This is a genomic window from Marinobacter sp. JSM 1782161, assembly GCF_011421605.1.
Taxonomy (GTDB): Bacteria; Pseudomonadota; Gammaproteobacteria; order Pseudomonadales; family Oleiphilaceae; genus Marinobacter_A; species Marinobacter_A bohaiensis.
On sequence record NZ_WSSA01000005.1, the window covers coordinates 189,287 to 207,773 of the forward strand.

Consider the following 18,487-nt stretch of genomic DNA (forward strand, 5'->3'; position numbering starts at 1 on the left):
AATTGATCGGGGGCCCCATCAGGGGATTCGAACTTTCAGGGAGACCACCATGGCGTATCAGAACACCCAGACCGGCCACGAGTCGGCCAGCGAGCCGCGACAGGAGAACGCCCTGTCCATCCCGCTGGAAGCCTACCAGACCCGTCGCGCATCCTACTTCTGGGAGCGCAAACTGTTGCAGAAGCTGCTTGAGTTCGCCGGCAGCCCACCGATCCAGTGCGAACTCTGGGACGGGTCGCAGGTGCGGCTCGACAACACCTCGCCACGCTTTACCCTGGGCCTGACCGACCCCAAGGCACTCTATCATCTCGTTTCCAACCCCAACCTGTCGTTCGGCGATCTCTACAGCGCCGGCCGGCTGACCGTCTCCGGCGACCTGACCGAGCTGCTGGACACGCTCTACCAGGCCACCCGCCAGGCCGAGTCCAGTTGGCCCGCCTGGCTGGAGAAGCTCTGGGCCAACCACGCGCCCCGTTCCACCGATATGGGCGATGCGCGCCAGAACATCCACCACCATTACGACCTGGGCAACGACTTCTACCGCCTGTGGCTGGATACGGCAGAGATGCAGTACACCTGCGCCTATTTCGAGAGCGCCGACAACACGCTCGAACAGGCGCAACTGGCCAAGCTGGAACACGTCTGCCGCAAGCTCCAGCTCAAGCCGGGCATGACCGTGGTGGAAGCCGGTTGCGGCTGGGGCGGGCTGGCCCGCTACATGGCGCGGAACTATGGCGTGAACGTGCACGCCTACAACATCTCGAAGGAACAGCTGGCGTTCGCCCGCGAGGAAGCAAAACGCCAGGGCCTGGACCAGCAGATCGACTACGTGGAGGACGACTACCGCAACATCAGCGGCCAGTACGACGCCTTCGTCTCGGTGGGCATGCTGGAACATGTGGGCACCAGCCACTACGACGACATGGCCACGGTGATCAAACGCTCCCTGAAACCCGATGGCCTGGCCCTGCTGCACAGCATCGGCCGCAACTCGCCACGCAAGATGAACGCCTGGATCGAGAAACGCATCTTTCCCGGCGCCTACCCGCCCAGCATCGGCGAGTTCGTCGGCATCTGCGAGCGGGGCAATTTCTCGGTGCTGGATGTGGAGAACCTGCGTCTGCACTACGCCCAGACCCTGGAACACTGGAAGGACCGCTTCGAGGCCCACGTCGACGAGGTGACCGACATGTACGACGAGAACTTTACCCGCGCCTGGCGGCTGTATCTGGCCGGTTCGATCTCGGCGTTCCGCACCAGCTCATTGCAGCTGTTCCAGGTGGTATTCAGCCACGCGGACAACAACAGCGTGCCGCGTAACCGCAAGCACCTCTACGCATCCTCGGCTGCACCGGAGTCCGTCTGACCATGGAACACTACGACCTGATCATCGTCGGCGGCGGCCCGGCCGGCTCCACCCTGGCCTGGGCCCTGCGCAACAGCGGCAAGCGCATCCTGCTGATGGACAAGGCCGACTTCCCCCGGGACAAGACCTGCGCCGGCTGGGTGACGCCCGCCGTGGTGGAAAGCCTGGGCATCGACCTGGACGACTACCGCCAGGCCAACACCCTGCAACCGATCAACCGTTTCCGCATCGGTATGATGGGCCAGCCTGCGGTGGACAACGACCACGGTGACGAGCCGGTGAGCTATGGCATCCGCCGCTGCGAGTTCGACACCTACCTGCTGGACCGCGTGACCGCCGACAAGGCGCTGAAGACGCCCGTGAAGTCCATCGTGCGCGACGAGGGCAACTGGATCATCAACGACACCTACCGGGCCCCGCTGGTGGTGGGCGCCGGCGGTCACTTCTGCCCGGTGGCACGCCAGCTCGGCGACGGCCCCGGCGGGCACGAAACCGTGGTCGCCGCCAAGGAAGTGGAATTCGAGATGACCGACGCCCAGGCGCAGACCTGCCGCGCCCGGGGCGACCAGCCGGAACTCTGGTTCTGCCGGGACCTCAAGGGCTACGCCTGGGTGTTCCGCAAGGGCAACTACCTGAACATCGGTCTGGGCCGGGAGGACAACCACAAGCTCACCGACCACCTGGAAGCCTTCGTGCAGGACATGAAGGACCAGGGCCGCATCCCCGAGGATCTGCCCGGCCGTTTCAAGGGCCACGCCTACCTGCTCTACGCCCACGCCGAGCGGCCGCTGGTGGACGACGGCATCCTGCTGATCGGCGATGCCGCCGGACTGGCCTACACGCAAAGCGGCGAGGGCATCCGCCCGGCTATCGAATCCGCGCTGCTGGCCGCCGAAACCATCCGCCGCGCGCCGGACATGCACGCCCAGAGCCTGCAGCGCTACGGCGACGCCATCGCCGACCGTTTCGGCCGCCGCGCCCTGTCCGAGAACGAAGGCTGGCAGCTGCCGGGCTGGGTCAAATCCACCGTCGCCAGCGGCCTGATGCGCTCCCACTGGTTCACCCGCAAGGTGGTGACCGAGAAGTGGTTCCTGCATCAGGATATGCCGGCGTTGAAGGTGGCGGTTTGAGGGTTGGTGGGATCGTGCCCTGGGGATGACGGGGCAGGCCTGCGGCCTGCTCGGAAGCTGAAGCTTCCGCTACATTGAGCGGGCCGCCCGAAGCGAGCGGCATAGCACCGTCAATGTAGCCGAAGCTTCAGCTTCGGGGGGGCCGCCAGGCCCCTGGGTCCTGACGGCCCCACGCCTGAACTCTGGACACCCCATCCGCCCAACAAAAAAGAGGCCCAACCGGGCCTCTTTTTCATTCGGACCTGGCGCTGAGCCCAACGTCCTATTCCACGGCTTCTTCGGTCACCTTGACGGTGTACAGGGTCATGGTGCCGCTGATCTCGTTGCCCACCGCCAGCATCGGCTCGCCGCTGGGGCTGTCGCTGGCGCTGATGAAGACGATGCTTTCCGGACCCAGGTCACCGGCCAGGTAGGCCGGTTCGCCGCCGTCGTCGATGCGGGTTTCGATGTCGAAATCGAAATCGCGGTTGGTAACATATTCGACGAACGCCGGCGCCTGCGGGTTGGAGACGTCGTACACCATGATGCCGCCCACGCGCTCCAGGCCGATGAAGGCGTAGGTTTTGTCTTCAATCGCACCGACGGCGATGGCTTCCGGCTCCGGCCCCTTGGCGTCGCTGCGGCTGTCGCCACTGCCGTTCTCGGTGTTGTCGCTGTTGAAGTCCTCGCCCAGCTGCTCGAAGGTGATGGTTTCAAAGTCGCTGCCGCTGTCCGCCACCAGGCTGCCTTCGGCGTTCCAGATGGAGAAGCTGCGGGCGCCGTAGATTTCCGGGGTATCGAGCACGCCGTTGCCGTCGGTATCGGAGGTCAGGCTGGTGGCCAGGCGGCCCAACTGGGCCTCGTCGCCGAACGCGGCGTCGCTCAGGTCGCCCTCGCGCGGCGCGTCCTCGAAGCGCAGTTCCTCCACAAAGCCGTCGTATTCGCGGCTATCGCCCTCGTTGGCGGTGAAGTAATAGGCCTCGCCACCGATCTCGATGGACGCGATGGTGTCCGGCATGTACATCCCCCGCACCGGCCAGTTGGCGATGTTCGCGCCGTCGTCCTTGTCGGACGGGTCCAGGCCGTTGCCGTCCTCGTTGAAGTCCTTGGTGCCCAGGGCCACGATCGTCTCAACGGAGGCGCTGTCGATGTTGATGATCGCCACGGCGTTGTTTTCCTGCAGGGTGACCCAGGCCTGGGTGCCGTCCGGGGAAACGGCGATGTACTCCGGCTCCAGGTCCTGGGCCACGGATGACGCACCGTCGTGGAGGTAGACGGTCAGGCCGGCGGCGCCCGCTTCGGCGAGCGTGTCGGCAATCTCGGAATCGCCGTCGAAATCGGTCGTCAGGGTCAGGATGCCATTGACGCTGTCCACCGCGGCCACCTGATACGGCAGCGGGTCGCCCTCTTCCGAGGCCAGGGTGAGCCAGTCGTTGACGCTGACGCCGGAGATGTCTTGGTTGACCTCCAGCGTGGCGGGATCGGCATCGGGGTCCGGGTCGGCGGCGAGGGTCAGCTCGGTCCGCCCGAAGTTACCGAACACGCGCACACCGTCCGGCAGTTCCGCCGCACGGCTGCCGCCCGCATTGAAGTCGCCGAAGCCAATGGTCTGGGCCACCGGGTTGTCCGGGTCGGTCACGTCGACGATGCTGACCGAGCCTTCCGGGTCGACGCTGTAGTCGTCGTTGGGCTCGCCCTCGTTGGCCAGCAACACCTGGGTGCCGTCGTGGCTGAAGGTGACCATGTCGGGCAGGCTGCCGACATCGGTCTGGCCGCGGAAGTTGAGATCCGAGGCGTTGTAGATCTGCACCCGGCCGGCGTCGGTGGAGGTGTCGTTCTCGACGGCGATGGCGATCAGGCCATTGGCGTAGGCGATGCTGTTGATGCCGCCCGCGTTGGCCCATTGGTCGACGGCGTCGATCTCACCGGTTTTCTCGGGGTTGGTGGGATCCTGGACGTTGAGCACGTCCACACGGTTGGCCTCCGCGTTGATCACGAACAGCGTGGTGGAATCCTTGTCGTAGGCGACGATCTCGGCGGAGCCTTCGTCAAAGCCGTTGCCGTCGTCGGTGTAGCGGCCGGTCTGTTCCAGCGCAATGCTGATCCGGGTCTCGGGGTCGTCGCTGTTGTCGTCATCGTCGTCGTTACAGGCCGTCAGGCCCAGGGTCGCGGCCAGGATGAGGCTGGTCAGCGCCGTCTTTTTGAACAGGGACTCTTTAAACAGCGGGTCTTTTAACAAGGGGTCTTTAAACAGGGAGCCTTTGGAAAGGGAGTCATTAGAAAGGGAGTCATTCGTCATCTCATTCGCCCATTGTCTGGTTTTTTGGTCATGAAGCGCCGGTACGACGCTAAGGGCGACAGGTGACACGTGGATGACGATTAAATGACAGGGCGATGACGTCTCGATGACACAAAAAAGCCCCGCGCTGGGCGGGGCTTTGCGGACAGGGCAATCCGGGCGGGTTATTCGCCCAGGTAGCTGCGGTACATCCAGACCGTTTTCTCCTGCTGGGAGATGTAGTCGCTCATCAGCGAAACGGTGCCTTCGTCCTCGGCATCGCCGGCCGTGGCGAGGATTTCACGCTGCTTGCCGATCAGTTTGGCGAAGCTTTCCACGATCTGGCCAACGGCGGTTTTGCCGTCGCTGACGTTCTGGCTCTCGTTCACCCCGGAGCGATCGATGTAGGCGCTGTAAGCGTGCGCGGGGCGATGGCCCAGGGTCAGAATACGCTCGGCGACTTCGTCCACTTTCTGCAGCAGGTCGTCGTACAGCTCCTCGAACTTGGCGTGCAGCTCGAAGAAGTTGTCGCCCTTGATGTTCCAGTGGTAGCCGCGAACGTTCATGTAGAAGATCTGGTAGTTGGCCAGCAGGTCGTTCAGATCCTTGGCCAGTTGCTCGGTTTTTCCGGTATCCAATCCAATCAGGTTCGTGCTCATTGGGTTCTCCCTCAGTCAGTTTCGAGTCGTTTTAAACTCTGATCGTTTTTTCTCTAACTTACCTACGCGAGCTTTCCTTAGAAAGTTTATTGACCATATTCAATTCATAGGGGCGCGCTATGCCGTTTTCAACGCAGGTGACTGATTTCTCATTTTAACGGCTCATCCGACGGCTCACATCAGTAATAGCCGACATCTATTGAAAACAAAAATACAATTTACTTAATAATCGGTCTCAGTCGCGTTTTAATGGAACGGTACAACGTCAGCCAGCGGAGATGATCATGGGTGTACTTAAGCTGTTTTTCCATAACCACGGCGCGGAGGGTGATCACTCCCTGACCAAGACGATCACCTTTGCCTGTACTCACTTTACCGTCGCTTTCACCGTGGCCTACGTGCTGACAGGCGACATCATCATCGGCAGCCTGATTGCCATGGTTGAGCCAGCCATCAACACGGTGGCCTACTTCTTCCACGAGAAGCTGTGGAACCGTCGCTCCCAGAGGAACCATGGTGCTGACAGCGGCCGCAACGACCAGCCGGGTGATCTCTGCCGGGGTTGTCCGATGACCCAGATGTCGAGCATCACCGCGGCCTAACCCGTCGAGTTTTTCTGAAGGCTTTCCCCCTTCTGCCCCGCCCCGCGGGGCTTTTTTACACGTTTTTTACAAACACCTTCCAGCCAGCCCGCTTCGTCCCGGAAAGCCGCCCTGCCAGAGGCCCGGTGGTGTGTTATCCCGCCACCTGGGGCTAACAACGACATGACTTTGAGCAACTCACTCAGTCCGCCCGCCTGCCCTCTTTATTGACATACCAGTCATTAATGCGAATCATTATTGTTTGTATTTACTAAACCGCATGGCGATACGACCTATGAAGCGAAGTAAGCCGTTTGATTTCTCCCTGTCCAGCCAGACCCTCATTCCCCTGGCGTTCACCACCCTGATGGGCTCCAGCCCGATGATCTACGCCGCCACCAACGGCTCCGACACCGACGATGGCGACACCTCGACCATCGAGCTGCCCCAGATCCAGGTCACCGCCGACGGCGCCCGCAGCGCCACCGAGAAGACCGCACGGGAGGAAGGTTCGGTCTCCGACGTCAGCGCCGAGGACCTGGACGACACCGTGTCCTACTCGGTGGATGACATCTTCCGCTACGACCCGAGCGTGCTGACCACGGACAACGGCCGCTTCGGCCTGTCCGGCTTCAACGTGCGCGGTCTCGATGAAAATCGCATCTCGATCCAGTTCGACGGCCTGGAAGCCGCCGAGGCCTATGGCCCGACGTCCAGCTACCTGAACAGCGGTCGGCTCAGTACCGACATCGAGTCCCTCGCCGGGGTGTCTGTCATCAAGGGCGGCAACGCCCAGAGCGGCGCCGGTTTCAGCACCGTTTCGATGCAGCTGGCCTCGCCCGAGAACTTCCTGGAAGGGGAAGGCGACGACGCCTACGCCAGCGTCAAAGGCGGTTACCGCAGCGACAACAACGGCTTCTTCGAGACCGCCACCGTCGCCGGCCGGCGCGGCGATTACGAAGCCATGCTGATCGTCACCAACCGCAACGCCGACAACACGGAGAACTACTTCGGCGACGGCGAGGGGGACACCACCATCGGCGACGAGCGCACCGAACCCAACCCGGGCGACGTGGATAACTACAACGTCCTGATGAAGCTGCAGAAGCGGACCGACAGTGGTCGCATCGGGGTGGTGGCCGAAAAGTACAAGGCCACCTCCGAGCTGCGCCTCTACTCGGAGGAAAGCGCCAGCGGCTTCGTGACCTACGACGATTACACCACCGACGACTCCCTCACCCGCTACCGCCTGGGCCTGTACCAGGAGGCCGAACTGGACACCGTCCTGTTCGACAACCTGCACTGGCAGCTGGACTGGCAGGACACCGAAACCGTCAACCGCAGCGAGATGGTCTATTCCGGCTATAACCGGCTGGTGGATCGCGACTACACCCAGACCACCTACCAGCTCAAGACGGACTTCAGCAAAGACCTCACCTTCGGTGTGCCGCAGCAGATCGCCTACGGCCTGACGCTCAAGCAGGACGACTACGACAGCCTGCAGAAGGACATCAACCTGGACAGCGACACCGTGTCCGAAAGCCGCTTCTCACCAAAAGGTAAAGCCACCCGCATCGGCCTCTACCTGCAGGATCGCCTGAGCCTGGCGGACAACCGCGGCTCCCTGACACCGGCGGTGCGCTTCGACAGCTACGACTATGACCTGGACAGCGACGGCCTGACCTCGCTGGACTATGACGGCGCCAGCGGCGAGGCAGTCACCGGCCAGATCGGCGGCACCTGGGACTTCACGCCCAACCTGCAGCTGTTCGGCAAGACCGGCCTGGGCTTCCGCACGCCGTCCTACGACGAGCTCTACTACGACTACGACGGTGGCCGCGGCTACCGCTTCGTCGCCAACCCGGACCTGGACGACGAACACAGCAAGTTCGTCGAACTCGGCCTGCGTGCCCAGGGCCGCTACGGCAACGCCGAGCTGACCGGCTTCTACACCGACTACGACGACTTCATCCAGAGTTCCGTCTCCGTCAGCGTCGACCCGGCCAATTACCCGTACGGCGAATACACCACCGAGAACGTGGACCGCGCCATCATTCGCGGCGTCGAGTTCAAGGGCGCGCTGGACCTGAACGACGCCGTCGGCTTGGCGGACGGCTGGTACTCCCGCACGGCGGCGGCCTACATCGAAGGCAAGAACCTGGAGGACGGCACCGCCCTGGAATCCATTCCGCCGATCCAGGCCGTGCTGGCGCTGGGCTTCGAGGATCCCGACAACGCCTGGGGCGCCGAGGTGGCCGGCACCTTCGTCAATCACGTCAGCGACTACGACGCCGGCGACGGCCAGTTCGCACCGTCCGCCTACCAGCTGTACGACCTGACCGCCCACGTCACGCCGCTCGACGGCCTGACCCTGCGCGGTGGCGTGTTCAACCTGACCGACAAGAAGTACTGGGTCTGGGACGACGTGCGCGGCATTGCCTCCAGCACCGCCACGGCCAATCGCCTGTCGGAGCCGGGACTCAACTTCGGCGTCAGCGCGGAGTATGTGTTCTGACGGCTCGACGCCCGCGGATCGGGCCGGGGCATGCCGCCCGGTTGACCTGACCTTAAACGCAAATGATAATCAATTTTAATTGAGTCTTCGAGGAGCCCGCCCACGCGCTTCGCGAATGCCTTTGACGCGATCCCGCCCGGCAAACCTGCGCCAGGCGGGATCGCAGCGTTGGTCCCGGCCGCCACACCAAGCCGGCCGCTGATCAACTGACGAAAACGGAGTTATCCCATGCAGACAGACACACACACGCCGCACCCCTCCGCCAGTGCCGAGCTGGCACAGCGCTGGGCGGCCCTGCGCGCCGACAACCCGGGGCTGCGCATCCGCCAGGCGGCACAGGAACTGCAGGTCAGCGAACTGGCCCTGCTGCTGTGCCGGGAGCCGGAGACGGTGCAGCCGCTCAAGGCGGACTTCCCCGCGCTGATGGAGTCCATGGACGCAGTTGGCGAGGTCATGATCCTGGCCCGCAACGAGTCGGTGGTGCACGAAGTCACCGGCACCTTCAAGGATTTCCACACCGCCGGCTCGGGCGCCATGGGCCTGGCGGTGGGGCAGATCGACGTGCGCGTCTTCTTCCGCCAGTGGGCCTATGGCTTCCGGGTCTGGGAACAGGTGCGCTCCGGCGAGCGGGAAAGCCTGCAGTTCTTCGACAGGCACGGCCAGGCCCTGCAGAAGATCTACCGCACCGACAACACCGACCGCGACGCCTGGCAGACATTGCTGGACCGTTTCCTGGACGATGCCGGCCAGGCTCCGGCCATCGAAGCGCCGCGCGCCCCGCTGCAACGGACCAACCCGGCCACCCTCGACGCCGACGCCCTGCGCCGGGAATGGGCCGAGCTCAAGGACGTGCATCACTTCAACGCCCTGCTCAAGCGTCACGACGTGGATCGCCTGACCGCCCTGGAGCTGGTCGGCACCGATGCCGCCCGGCGCCTGGACGACGGCATCGACCAGGGCCCGGAAGACAGCGCGCTCAACGTACTGCTGCAACAGGTCAGCGCCAGCGGCTGCCCGATCATGGTGTTCGTCGGCAATCCCGGCATCGTGCAGATCCACACCGGCCCGGTGTCACGCATCCTGCCCACCGGCCCGTGGATCAACATCCTCGATCCGGCATTCAACCTGCACGCCAACGTCAGCAGCATCGAGCAGTGGTGGCGGGTGCGCCGTCCCACCAGCGACGGCATCGTCACCTCGCTGGAAGGCTACGACGCCAGCGGCACCCTGGTACTGACGCTGTTCGGCGCGCGCAAGCCCGGCCAGCCCGAAGACGAGGCCTGGCGACTGGAAATGCAGACCCTGGAGAACCGGCTATGCCCCTGATGCGATCCCTCGCCGGAGCCCTGGGCCTGTACCTCGCCCTGACCGCACCGGCGGTCATGGCCGGGCCCCGGGTGGTCAGCGCCGACGGCGCGATCACCGAAACCATCGTCGCCCTGGACGCAACGGACCTGCTGGTGGGCGTGGACACCACCAGCCACTATCCGCCGCAGGTCGTGGGCCCGCTGCCGAAGATCGGCTACCTGCGCGCCCTGCCACTGGAAGGCGTGCTGTCGCTCAAGCCGTCCCGGCTGATCACCACCGAGGAAGCCGGGCCGGCCCAGACCATCGAACGCATCGCCGCCGCCGGCGTGGACGTGGTGCAGTTGCCGGTAGCGCGGGACGTGCCCGCCACCCTGGCGCGAATCGAGCGGGTCGGCGAGTTGGTGGGCCACGCATCCGAGGCGCAGACGCTGACCGGCCGGATGCGCGAGCAGATCGAAGCGGTGCAGGCGACCATGGCCGGCAAGGCCGACGCGCGGGTACTGGTGCTGCTGGCCGCCGGTGACCACGGCGTCATGCTGGCCGGTCGCGACACCGCCGCCGATGCCCTGCTCAAGACGCTGGGGCTGGCCAACGCCCTGCCCGACGTGAACGGCTACAAGCCCGCCAGCCGCGAGGCGCTGCTGGTGTCCAGGCCGGACGCCATCGTCATCGCCGAGGCGCGCCCGGGCGAGTTCCGCGCCGACCAGTGGCCGGGGCTGACGCAGCTGCCCGCCTGGCAGAACGGCTATCACGTTGCCGCCAGCGCCATGCTGTTGCTGGGTTTCGGTCCGCGCCTGGCGGAAGCCATGCAGACCGTCGCCAACGTGATTCCGGACGCCAACGCCAGCCCGGCGACCACCGCCCATGCCCAGTGACGGCATACGCCGGCTGCCGCCAGCCCTGAACTATTCGGGGCTGGTGCTGATGCTGCTGGTCGCGGCGGTCCTGGCGCTGTCCAGCGGGGCCTACCCGATCAGCCTCGATGACCTGACCAGGCTCGCCGTCGGCGCCATGCCCGGCGATCAGACAGCGCACCTGGTGCTCTGGGACATCCGCCTGCCGCGTCTGCTGCTGGGGCTGCTCACCGGGGCCGTGCTGGCGGTCTCCGGCGCCCTGTTGCAGGGCCTGTTCCGCAATCCGCTGGCCGACCCGGGCCTGATCGGGGTCTCCAGCGGCGCCGCTTTCGGTGCGGTTGCGGTGATCGTGCTGGGAGGCTCCAGCCTCGCCGGCTGGATCGCATTCGCCGGGCGCTGGGCCCTGCCGCTGGCGGCCTTTATCGGCGGCACCGTCACCACGCTACTGGCCTGGCGCATTGCCCGCCGCCAGGGACAGACCAGCGTATCCCTGCTGCTGCTCGCCGGCATCGCCATCAACGCCATCGCCGGCGCCGGCACCGGGGTTCTGACCTTCTACGCCGACGACAGCGAGCTGCGCTCGCTCACCTTCTGGACCATGGGCAGCCTGGCCCACGCGCGCTGGGAAGACCTGTGGATGGCCGGCCCCTGGATGATCGCCACGCTGCTGATCGCGCCCGCCCTGGCGCGCCCGCTGGATGCCTTCCTGATGGGCGAACCGGTGGCCGGTCATCTGGGCTACTCCACCGACTGGGTCAAGCGCGGCGCCATCCTGCTCGCCGCCCTGGGGGTCGGCTCCGCGGTTGCCGTTACCGGCCTGATCGGTTTCGTGGGTCTGGTGGTGCCGCACCTGCTGCGCCAGCTGTTCGGCGCCGGCCACCGCCTGCTGCTGCCGGCCTGCGCCCTGGGTGGCGCGGCCCTGCTGGTGCTGGCCGACTGCCTGGCGCGGGTGATCGTCGCGCCGTCCGAACTGCCGATCGGCCTGATGATGGCCTTACTCGGCGGGCCGTTTTTCCTGACCATGCTGATGCGTAACCGGTTTGCCTGATATGTCCGACATCACACCCTCCGCCCCGACGCCGGCCCTGCTGCAACTGAGCGGCGTCTCCGTCGCGCTGGGTGGCCACCCCATTCTCGACGACATCTCGCTGCAGGTGGCGGCGGGCGAGATGGTCGCCCTGCTGGGACCCAACGGGGCCGGCAAGTCCACGCTGATCCGTACCCTGGCGGGGGAGCTGTCCGCCAGCGCCGCCGGTCAGGTCGGTTTCGGTGATCGGCCCCTGGGCCGCTGGCACCGCAAGGAACTGGCGCGCCATCGGGCGGTGATGCCGCAGAAGGTCGATCTCCAGTTCCCCATGACGGTGGAAGAAGTCGTCGCCCTGGGACGCCCGCGCGAACCCCAGGCGCGCCGCTCGGCAGTGATGGCCGAGTTGCTCGACTGGCTGGACATCGCCCACCTGCGCACACGCCTGGTGCCCACCCTGTCCGGCGGCGAACAGCAGCGGACGCAGCTGGCGCGGGTGATGGCCCAGGTCTGGGATCAGCCCCGGCCGCGCCTGCTGCTGCTCGACGAGTGCTCCTCGGCACTGGATCCGGCGCACCAGCAACTGGTGTTCCAGCGCCTGCGGGGCATGGCCAATGCGGGTGCCGGGCTGCTGGTCGCGGTCCACGACCTCAACCTGGCCGCCCAGTTTGCCGACCGCCTGGTGCTGATGAAGAACGGCCGGCTGTTCGCCGAGGGGACGCCGGAATCGGTCCTGACCAGCGCCAACCTGTATGACGTGTACGGCCTCTCCGCCCGCGTGGAACGGTTGGCCGAAGGCTACCCGATGGTGATTCCGCTCACGGAGCCGGCGACCGGTGCCAGCGAACCCTCACCGGCCCCGATACGACCCGCCGCTTCGCTCCCACGCTGAGCCCGGCAAGCGGGCGCCCGGCTCACGCGCACTGTTATGGAGCGCTCCCGCCATGTCCAGCCGGCCGGGCATGGCGGGAACCGCACCCACCGCGCCGCGAAGAGCACTTCAGGGCGTTGACGCTTCCCGGCGTTTGGTGAATGCTGGCCTATTCACCGGTTCCACGAGGCCCCCATGCTCCAGTTTCTGCCCGAATTCCTGACCATTGCCCTGATCCACCTGCTGGCCGTGGCCAGCCCGGGTCCCGACTTCGCGGTGGTGCTGCGCCAGGCCCTGTCACAGAGCCGGCGCAACGCGCTGCTGACGGCGGTTGGCGTCGGGCTGGGCATTCTGGTGCATGTGACCTACTCCCTGCTGGGCATTGGCCTGCTGATCCAGCAGTCGATCTTCCTGTTCAATATCCTCAAAGTGGTCGGCGCCCTCTACCTCACCTGGATCGCGCTGCAGTGCCTGCGCTCCAAACCGGGCAGCATCCAGGTGGGGAATGGCAGCACGTCCCGGCAGTCGGGCGCCAAAGCTTTCCGTCTGGGCTTTTTGACCAACGCCCTCAATCCCAAGGCGACGCTGTTCTTCGTCTCCGTGTTCTCGCTGATGATCAGCCCGGATACCCCCACCGGCGTGCAGGTGTTCTATGGTGTCTACATGGCGTTGGCCACGGGGCTCTGGTTCAGCATTGTCGCCCTGTTCTTCACCCTGCCCCGGGTGCGTCGGGCGTTCGGCCGCTTCGGCCACTGGCTCGACCGGATCATGGGCGGGCTGTTGCTGGCACTGGCCGGACGGCTGGCCTTGTCGGCGGCGACTGGCACAGAAACTGCTCCATAACGCCACAAACCAGACCCCGGGATAAAACCTGCCGCTTTTCGCCGGATTCGACGCCGGCAGCGGCCACAACAAGGCGGTTCCGGGACCATTTGTGTGATGGCGCCTCCGCGGGGCGCGCTATGGCAGTAGGGGTTCGCTATGCTCGGTTTTATCAAGAACGCGCTCAGCAGTCGGCTGGCGCGTCCGCTGTTTCTGGCGTTGCTGGTCGCGGCCGCCGCCCAGGTGGCGCTGGTGGTCCTGATCACCAGCCACAACGTGGGCGAACTGGAAAACGCGATCGCCACGGAACTGGAGAGCGCCGGTGCGCAACTGGGCACCACGCTGGAGGAGGACCAGGCCCGGCTGGATGAGGTGGTCAACAACCTCACCGGCAACGTCCAGACCGAGCTGGAGAACAGCCTGACCACCTCGCTCGAATCCGAGCAACAACGGGTGATCGACCGCTTCGAGGAGACGCTGGTCGAGTCCAGCCGCACGGTGGGCCAGATCCTGGCCCAGATCGCCGCCCCCTACGTCTGGGACAACGACGTGCCCACCCTCACCCGCTTCGTGGAAATGGCCCACGAGAATCCCAATGTGATCTTCGCCATCTACCTGGACCGGGACGGCAACCCGCTGACCCGCTATGTGGATCGCACCAACCCGAACGTGAAGCGGCTGATCGACGCCAGTCCCATCCGCAGCTCCGTGCGCAGTGTGCTGGACGCGGCCCCGGACGACGCACAGACCCGGGTGATCGAGCTGCCGGTCACCTCCCAGGACGTGGAGATCGGCAAGCTGGTGCTGGGGGTCAGCAACGCCGCCATCGCCCAGGAAACCGAAGCCCTGACCGAGCGTTTCAATACCCTCAAGCAGTCCGCCACCCAGGCCACCCAATCCGCCATCGCCGATGCCTCGGCCAGCATCAGCGAGCCCCTGAACGATGTGCTGATGGCGGTCAGCCTGGAGTTCAGCCAGGTCACCGACAGCCTGCGCCGCACCGCCGATAATCAGTCCGACGGGCTGATTCGGTCGGTCCTGGTGGTTCTGGTCATCAGCGCCGTCGCCCTGATCCTGATCATCGGGCTGGTGATCGGTGCCCGGGTGATCAGCCGCCTGAACGCCCAGCGCACGGCGGCCGCGGAGATCGCCGACGGCGACGGGGACCTGACCGGCCGTGTGCCGGAAACCGGCAAGGACGAGATGACCGACACCGCCCGGGCGCTCAACCGCTTCATCGGCCGCACCCAGGACACCATCCGCGAGGTACACGGCGCCGTGGCCGACACCCGTCAGCGGGTCACCGAACTGGCCGGCGCCGCCGGCGAGGCGGACCAGTCGTCGCAGCAGCAGCGGGCGGAGCTGGAGCAGCTCACCTCCGCCATGCAGCAGATGGGCGCCTCCATCCAGCAGGTGGCGGAAAGCGTGCAGCAGGCCAACAGCCACGTGGACACGATCAAGGGCGACATGACCCGCAACCGGGACATCACCCGTCAGGTCAACACCGAGCTGAACGCACTGCTGGAGAAAGTCGCCGACACCACGACGGTCATTGAATCGCTGGATACCAAGAGCCAGGCCATCGGCACGGTGCTGGACGTGATTGCCGGTATCGCCGAGCAGACCAACCTGCTGGCGCTGAACGCCGCCATCGAGGCGGCCCGGGCCGGTGAGAGCGGGCGCGGGTTCGCGGTGGTGGCGGACGAGGTGCGCGGACTGGCCAGCCGCACCCAGGATTCCACCGAGGAGATTCGTGGCAACATCGAGGCGCTGCAGGACGGCAGCCAGAACGCGGTCCGGGCGATTGGCGCGGCATCGGAGCTGACCCGCAACGGCCAGCAGCGTTTCGCCGAATCCGATGCCCTGATGAGCAACATCGACGGCGCCACGTCACAGCTGTTCGACATGACCACGGAAGTCGCTTCCATGGCTGAGCAACAGAGTTCGGTTTCCGAGGAAGTGAACCGCAACGCCGTGAACATCAGCGAAGCGGCGGAACGCTCCAGCAGCGCCATCGCCCAGGCGTCCGCCGTGGCGCGGGAGCTGGATGGCGCCATGCAGCGGCTGGCGCAGGCCGTCGGGCGGTTTCAGGTTTAGGGCAGGCTAAAGGCCTGCCCGTCTTACAGCCTCGCCGATCCGGACAACGCCCTACGGATTCCGCCCCATCGCCGCCAGCGATTGCAGCAGCGTTTCGGTCTGCTCCCAGCCGAGGCAGGGATCGGTGATGGAGCACCCGTAGATCAGCTCCTCGCCGTCGTTCTGGCGTCCTTCCTCCAGGAAACTCTCCAGCATGAGCCCGCGGATGTCGGTATTACCGGCGCCGCGCTGAGCCATGACGTGGCGGGCAATATCCAGTTGGCGGTGCGCCTGTTTCTGGGCGTTGTCGTGGCTGCAATCCACCATCACCGAGGGCATCACGCCGGCTTCGCGCAGGGCGGCGGTGGCCCCGGCGATGCTCTGGGGATCGTAGTTGGTGATGCCGCGGCCGCCGCGCAGGACCAGGTGCACGTCGCGGTTGCCCGGGGTCAGGATCATGGCCGGGTGGCCGTCGTCGTCATGGCCCAGGCGGTGATGGCCGTGAGCGGCGGACTTCATGGCGTTGACCGCCATACCCACACTGCCGTCGGTGCCGTTCTTGAAGCCCACCGGCATGGGCAGGCCGGAGGCCATTTCCCGATGCAGCTGGGATTCGGTGGTGCGGGCGCCGATGGCGGTCCAGCTCACCAGGTCCTCCAGGTAGCTGAAGCCCACCGGGTTGAGTGCCTCGGTCGCCAGCGGCAGGCCGAGGTTGGCCAGGTTCAGCAACAGCCGGCGGCAGCGCACCAGCCCCTGGGCCATGTCACCCTCGCCGGTGCGCTCCGGGTCGTACATCAGACCTTTCCAGCCGACGGTGGTGCGGGGCTTTTCGACGTAGGCGCGCATCACCACCACGCACTGGTCCTTGATTTCCTCCGCCAGCCGCGCCAGGCGCTCGCCGTATTCCAGGGCGGCCACTTCGTCGTGCACCGAGCAGGGACCGATCACTAGCAGCATGCGCGGGTCGGCGCCCAGCAGCACCCGGCGCACGGTTTCCCGGTGCTCGGCAATCTGGCGCGCCAGGTCGGCGCTGAGCGGCAGCTCCTGGCGCAGCTGCGCCGGCGTCGGCAGTTTTACGACGGTCTGGGTCGCGGTTTCGCTGGGCAGGGTCGATCGTTGATCGATGGTGGTGTCGGTGGCTGTCAGTGGCATGTTCATCATGAGTACTCCGGTTCAGAAACGTATTGGCAATCATCAGAAATCGGTAAAACCCGCGGGCTGACGTTCAATAACGCCAGCCGCTGATAAATCGCCAACCGTTCTGGCCGGAGAGCCGTCGGCTGCAAAGAAGCTGTCTGCGTGCTTGAGCTTCGCTACTCATGTTTGTGTCCTTTCACGTCCTTTCAGTCCGAAATGAAAAAGCCCCGATGGCTGGCTGCCGATCGGGGCTTTTCAAGTCCGGTGGCAGCCTGGGTTTCCGCCGGGCCGCCTTCTGAATCTGTGAAGGTTTTCTACGCGTGGCCCGACCTCTGGCTAAAATAAAAGCCATAGGCAAACCACCAAAAGTACACGGACGCCACAACGCCCGCCGGGTTACCAGCAGCCGCTACAGAGTGAAATTGACAGGCGTCACGTGAAGTCATCATGCTCAGCATCATAGCGCACTCTGATCACATTGCAACCACCGGAGATTCATGGATGTTCAAAGACGGCGTGTTCACCCGCGGGCTCGTCACCCTGCTGCTTCTGCTCATGACCCACGCGGCGCTGGCCGCTCCTCAACTGCGGACCTTTTCGCTGAACAACCGGCCGGCCGATGACATCGCCGCCCAGTTGCGCCAGCTCTATCCCCAGGACCAGCTCAACGTCACCGCCCAGGGCCAGAACCTGGCGGTCCGCGCCGAGCCCCAAGTGCTCAACGAGATCGAACAGCTGATCGGCACCATGGATGTGGCGCCGGTGCAGCTGCGGATTACCGTACGCAGTGGCCAGGGCCGCAGCGGCCAGCGCCAGGGCGGTGGCGTATCCATCAATAACGGCAACGTGTCGGTGCAGGCCGAGAACAAGGTCACCACCACCCGGCGCAACCAGGAGCAGACCCTGGTGGTGCAGGATGGCCAGTCGGCCCACATCAAGTCCGGCCAGGTGCGGGCGCTGCCGGTCGCCGTGCAGGGCGGGTTTAACCCGGCGGTACTGCTCGATCAGGTGGATATCAGCAGTGGCTTCGTTATCACACCGCAGGTGATCTCACGCCAGCAGATCCAGCTGCAGATCATGGCGTTCGACAATACGCCCCAGGGCGACCTGCCCGCCGGTTACGAAACCGAAGGCGTCGTGACCATGCGCCGCGTCGCCCCGGGGGACTGGTTCGAGCTGGGCAGCACGCAAACCCGCCAGGGCGGGAACCAGTCGGGCATTACCTATGAGGTGGGCGGCAGCAGCCAGCGCTCCCAGCACTTCGAGGTGAAGGTCGAAGTGATGTGAATGCAGATGATGTGAGTCAGACCTGGCGGTCCAGCAGGACCGCCTTGGCTTCATTGATCTGGGCCGCGAGGAAATCGTTGCCGCCCCGATCCGGATGCACTTTCTGAATCAGGCGGCGGTGCGCGGCGATGACGTCGTCCCGCGAGGCCGACGCCTCCAGCCCCAGGATCTCCCGCGCCTGTTCCACACTCATCCGCCCGCTGCCGGGGCGCGCCCCGGTTCCACCGGCCTGCTGCTGGCCCTGATTCGCCCCGCCCTTGTAATCCCGGTACAGCCGGTTCGCCAGCGGCAGGTATTTCAGCAGGGCCGGTAGTTTGCGCAGGAACGGCAGCAGCGCGCCCACCGCCGCCACCAGCACGTGGATCCGCCCGGTCAGCAACAGCAGGAGCATCAACAGCACGAAGCCACCGGCCAGACCCCGGAACAGGTAGGCCTTGCGTTTCTCCTCCGGCAGGTCGCCCCAGTGGCGCAGCATGTAGAACGCCAACACCGTCAGGCCAATTCCCAGGATCCAGTGCATGCTGTGTCAGACTCCCGAAACCGTTCAAAACCAGTATGATGGGCGGAGGATACCAGCTTTGCTAAGCTGGCCCGGCCTTA

The 18,487-nt window shown here is 65.3% G+C and carries 15 protein-coding genes; 11 read left to right on the forward strand and 4 right to left on the reverse strand.

Translation table 11 applies throughout. The features are described from left to right. The first annotated feature begins 49 nt into the window (after positions 1 to 49). Both GQB00_RS20080 and GQB00_RS20085 read left to right on the forward strand, forming a co-directional pair. A complete protein-coding gene (locus GQB00_RS20080) occupies positions 50 to 1,366 on the forward strand; it encodes an SAM-dependent methyltransferase (RefSeq protein ID WP_111498116.1) in 1,317 nt (438 codons plus the stop codon). A gap of 2 nt (positions 1,367 to 1,368) precedes the next feature. Further along, a complete protein-coding gene (locus GQB00_RS20085) occupies positions 1,369 to 2,496 on the forward strand; it encodes an NAD(P)/FAD-dependent oxidoreductase (protein WP_165857591.1) in 1,128 nt (375 codons plus the stop codon). 262 nt (positions 2,497 to 2,758) lie between these two features. On the opposite strand, the gene GQB00_RS20090 is transcribed toward GQB00_RS20085, so the two are convergent. Together GQB00_RS20090 and GQB00_RS20095 are read right to left on the reverse strand one after the other, a co-directional pair. Further along, positions 2,759 to 4,714, reverse strand: a complete 1,956-nt coding sequence (locus GQB00_RS20090; protein WP_228276955.1) for a choice-of-anchor I family protein — start codon at positions 4,712 to 4,714, stop codon at positions 2,759 to 2,761. A gap of 224 nt (positions 4,715 to 4,938) precedes the next feature. Next, positions 4,939 to 5,412: a Dps family protein gene (locus GQB00_RS20095; protein WP_111498118.1), complete on the reverse strand. Its 474-nt coding sequence runs from the start codon at positions 5,410 to 5,412 to the stop codon at positions 4,939 to 4,941. Positions 5,413 to 5,696: 284 nt separating this feature from the next. On the opposite strand from GQB00_RS20095, the gene GQB00_RS20100 reads away from it, so the two are divergent. The 8 genes from GQB00_RS20100 (at position 5,697) to GQB00_RS20135 (ending at position 15,484) form a co-directional block, all read left to right on the forward strand. Then, the gene (locus tag GQB00_RS20100) at positions 5,697 to 6,014 is read left to right on the forward strand and encodes a DUF2061 domain-containing protein (protein WP_207950883.1); all 318 of its coding nucleotides are present in this window, start codon (positions 5,697 to 5,699) and stop codon (positions 6,012 to 6,014) included. A 274-nt stretch (positions 6,015 to 6,288) separates the two neighbouring features. Beyond that, positions 6,289 to 8,508 (forward strand): TonB-dependent hemoglobin/transferrin/lactoferrin family receptor, encoded by a 2,220-nt coding sequence (locus tag GQB00_RS20105; RefSeq protein ID WP_165857592.1) that lies wholly within the window; start codon positions 6,289 to 6,291, stop codon positions 8,506 to 8,508. Between the two features lie 228 nt (positions 8,509 to 8,736). Then, entirely contained in the window at positions 8,737 to 9,834 is a 1,098-nt protein-coding gene (locus tag GQB00_RS20110) for a hemin-degrading factor (protein WP_165857593.1), read from the forward strand. Further along, entirely contained in the window at positions 9,825 to 10,691 is an 867-nt protein-coding gene (locus GQB00_RS20115) for a heme/hemin ABC transporter substrate-binding protein (protein ID WP_228276957.1), read from the forward strand. Before GQB00_RS20110 ends, GQB00_RS20115 begins: the two co-directional genes overlap by 10 nt. Further along, positions 10,681 to 11,718 (forward strand): FecCD family ABC transporter permease, encoded by a 1,038-nt coding sequence (locus GQB00_RS20120; RefSeq protein WP_165857594.1) that lies wholly within the window; start codon positions 10,681 to 10,683, stop codon positions 11,716 to 11,718. The genes GQB00_RS20115 and GQB00_RS20120 overlap by 11 nt, the downstream gene beginning before the upstream one ends. Position 11,719: 1 nt before the next feature. Further along, entirely contained in the window at positions 11,720 to 12,586 is an 867-nt protein-coding gene (locus tag GQB00_RS20125; protein ID WP_111498122.1) for a heme ABC transporter ATP-binding protein, read from the forward strand. 174 nt (positions 12,587 to 12,760) lie between these two features. Then, a complete protein-coding gene (locus tag GQB00_RS20130; RefSeq protein WP_165857595.1) occupies positions 12,761 to 13,408 on the forward strand; it encodes a LysE family translocator in 648 nt (215 codons plus the stop codon). A 138-nt stretch (positions 13,409 to 13,546) separates the two neighbouring features. Further along, entirely contained in the window at positions 13,547 to 15,484 is a 1,938-nt protein-coding gene (locus GQB00_RS20135; RefSeq protein ID WP_165857596.1) for a methyl-accepting chemotaxis protein, read from the forward strand. Positions 15,485 to 15,535: 51 nt separating this feature from the next. On the opposite strand, the gene GQB00_RS20140 is transcribed toward GQB00_RS20135, so the two are convergent. Then, positions 15,536 to 16,621: a 3-deoxy-7-phosphoheptulonate synthase gene (locus tag GQB00_RS20140; RefSeq protein WP_165857622.1), complete on the reverse strand. Its 1,086-nt coding sequence runs from the start codon at positions 16,619 to 16,621 to the stop codon at positions 15,536 to 15,538. 480 nt (positions 16,622 to 17,101) lie between these two features. Between GQB00_RS20140 and GQB00_RS20145 the strand changes: the two genes are divergently transcribed. Then, complete coding sequence (locus tag GQB00_RS20145; RefSeq protein WP_165857597.1) at positions 17,102 to 17,887, forward strand: secretin N-terminal domain-containing protein; 786 nt, start codon at positions 17,102 to 17,104, stop codon at positions 17,885 to 17,887. Positions 17,888 to 17,903: 16 nt separating this feature from the next. Here the strand turns inward: GQB00_RS20145 and GQB00_RS20150 are convergent, their stop codons facing one another. Then, positions 17,904 to 18,407 carry a DnaJ domain-containing protein gene (locus GQB00_RS20150; protein WP_165857598.1) on the reverse strand — a complete coding sequence of 168 codons (504 nt, stop codon included), beginning with the start codon at positions 18,405 to 18,407 and terminating at the stop codon, positions 17,904 to 17,906. Positions 18,408 to 18,487 lie beyond the last annotated feature (80 nt).

Coding starts and splice junctions, on each gene's coding strand:
- GQB00_RS20080 (WP_111498116.1), top strand. CDS start 50: ATGGCGTATCAGAACACCCAGACCGGCCACGAGTCGGCCAGCGAGCCG.
- GQB00_RS20085 (WP_165857591.1), top strand. CDS start 1,369: ATGGAACACTACGACCTGATCATCGTCGGCGGCGGCCCGGCCGGCTCC.
- GQB00_RS20095 (WP_111498118.1), bottom strand. CDS start 5,412: ATGAGCACGAACCTGATTGGATTGGATACCGGAAAAACCGAGCAACTG.
- GQB00_RS20100 (WP_207950883.1), top strand. CDS start 5,697: ATGGGTGTACTTAAGCTGTTTTTCCATAACCACGGCGCGGAGGGTGAT.
- GQB00_RS20105 (WP_165857592.1), top strand. CDS start 6,289: ATGAAGCGAAGTAAGCCGTTTGATTTCTCCCTGTCCAGCCAGACCCTC.
- GQB00_RS20110 (WP_165857593.1), top strand. CDS start 8,737: ATGCAGACAGACACACACACGCCGCACCCCTCCGCCAGTGCCGAGCTG.
- GQB00_RS20115 (WP_228276957.1), top strand. CDS start 9,825: ATGCCCCTGATGCGATCCCTCGCCGGAGCCCTGGGCCTGTACCTCGCC.
- GQB00_RS20120 (WP_165857594.1), top strand. CDS start 10,681: ATGCCCAGTGACGGCATACGCCGGCTGCCGCCAGCCCTGAACTATTCG.
- GQB00_RS20125 (WP_111498122.1), top strand. CDS start 11,720: ATGTCCGACATCACACCCTCCGCCCCGACGCCGGCCCTGCTGCAACTG.
- GQB00_RS20130 (WP_165857595.1), top strand. CDS start 12,761: ATGCTCCAGTTTCTGCCCGAATTCCTGACCATTGCCCTGATCCACCTG.
- GQB00_RS20135 (WP_165857596.1), top strand. CDS start 13,547: ATGCTCGGTTTTATCAAGAACGCGCTCAGCAGTCGGCTGGCGCGTCCG.
- GQB00_RS20140 (WP_165857622.1), bottom strand. CDS start 16,621: ATGAACATGCCACTGACAGCCACCGACACCACCATCGATCAACGATCG.
- GQB00_RS20145 (WP_165857597.1), top strand. CDS start 17,102: ATGTTCAAAGACGGCGTGTTCACCCGCGGGCTCGTCACCCTGCTGCTT.
- GQB00_RS20150 (WP_165857598.1), bottom strand. CDS start 18,407: ATGCACTGGATCCTGGGAATTGGCCTGACGGTGTTGGCGTTCTACATG.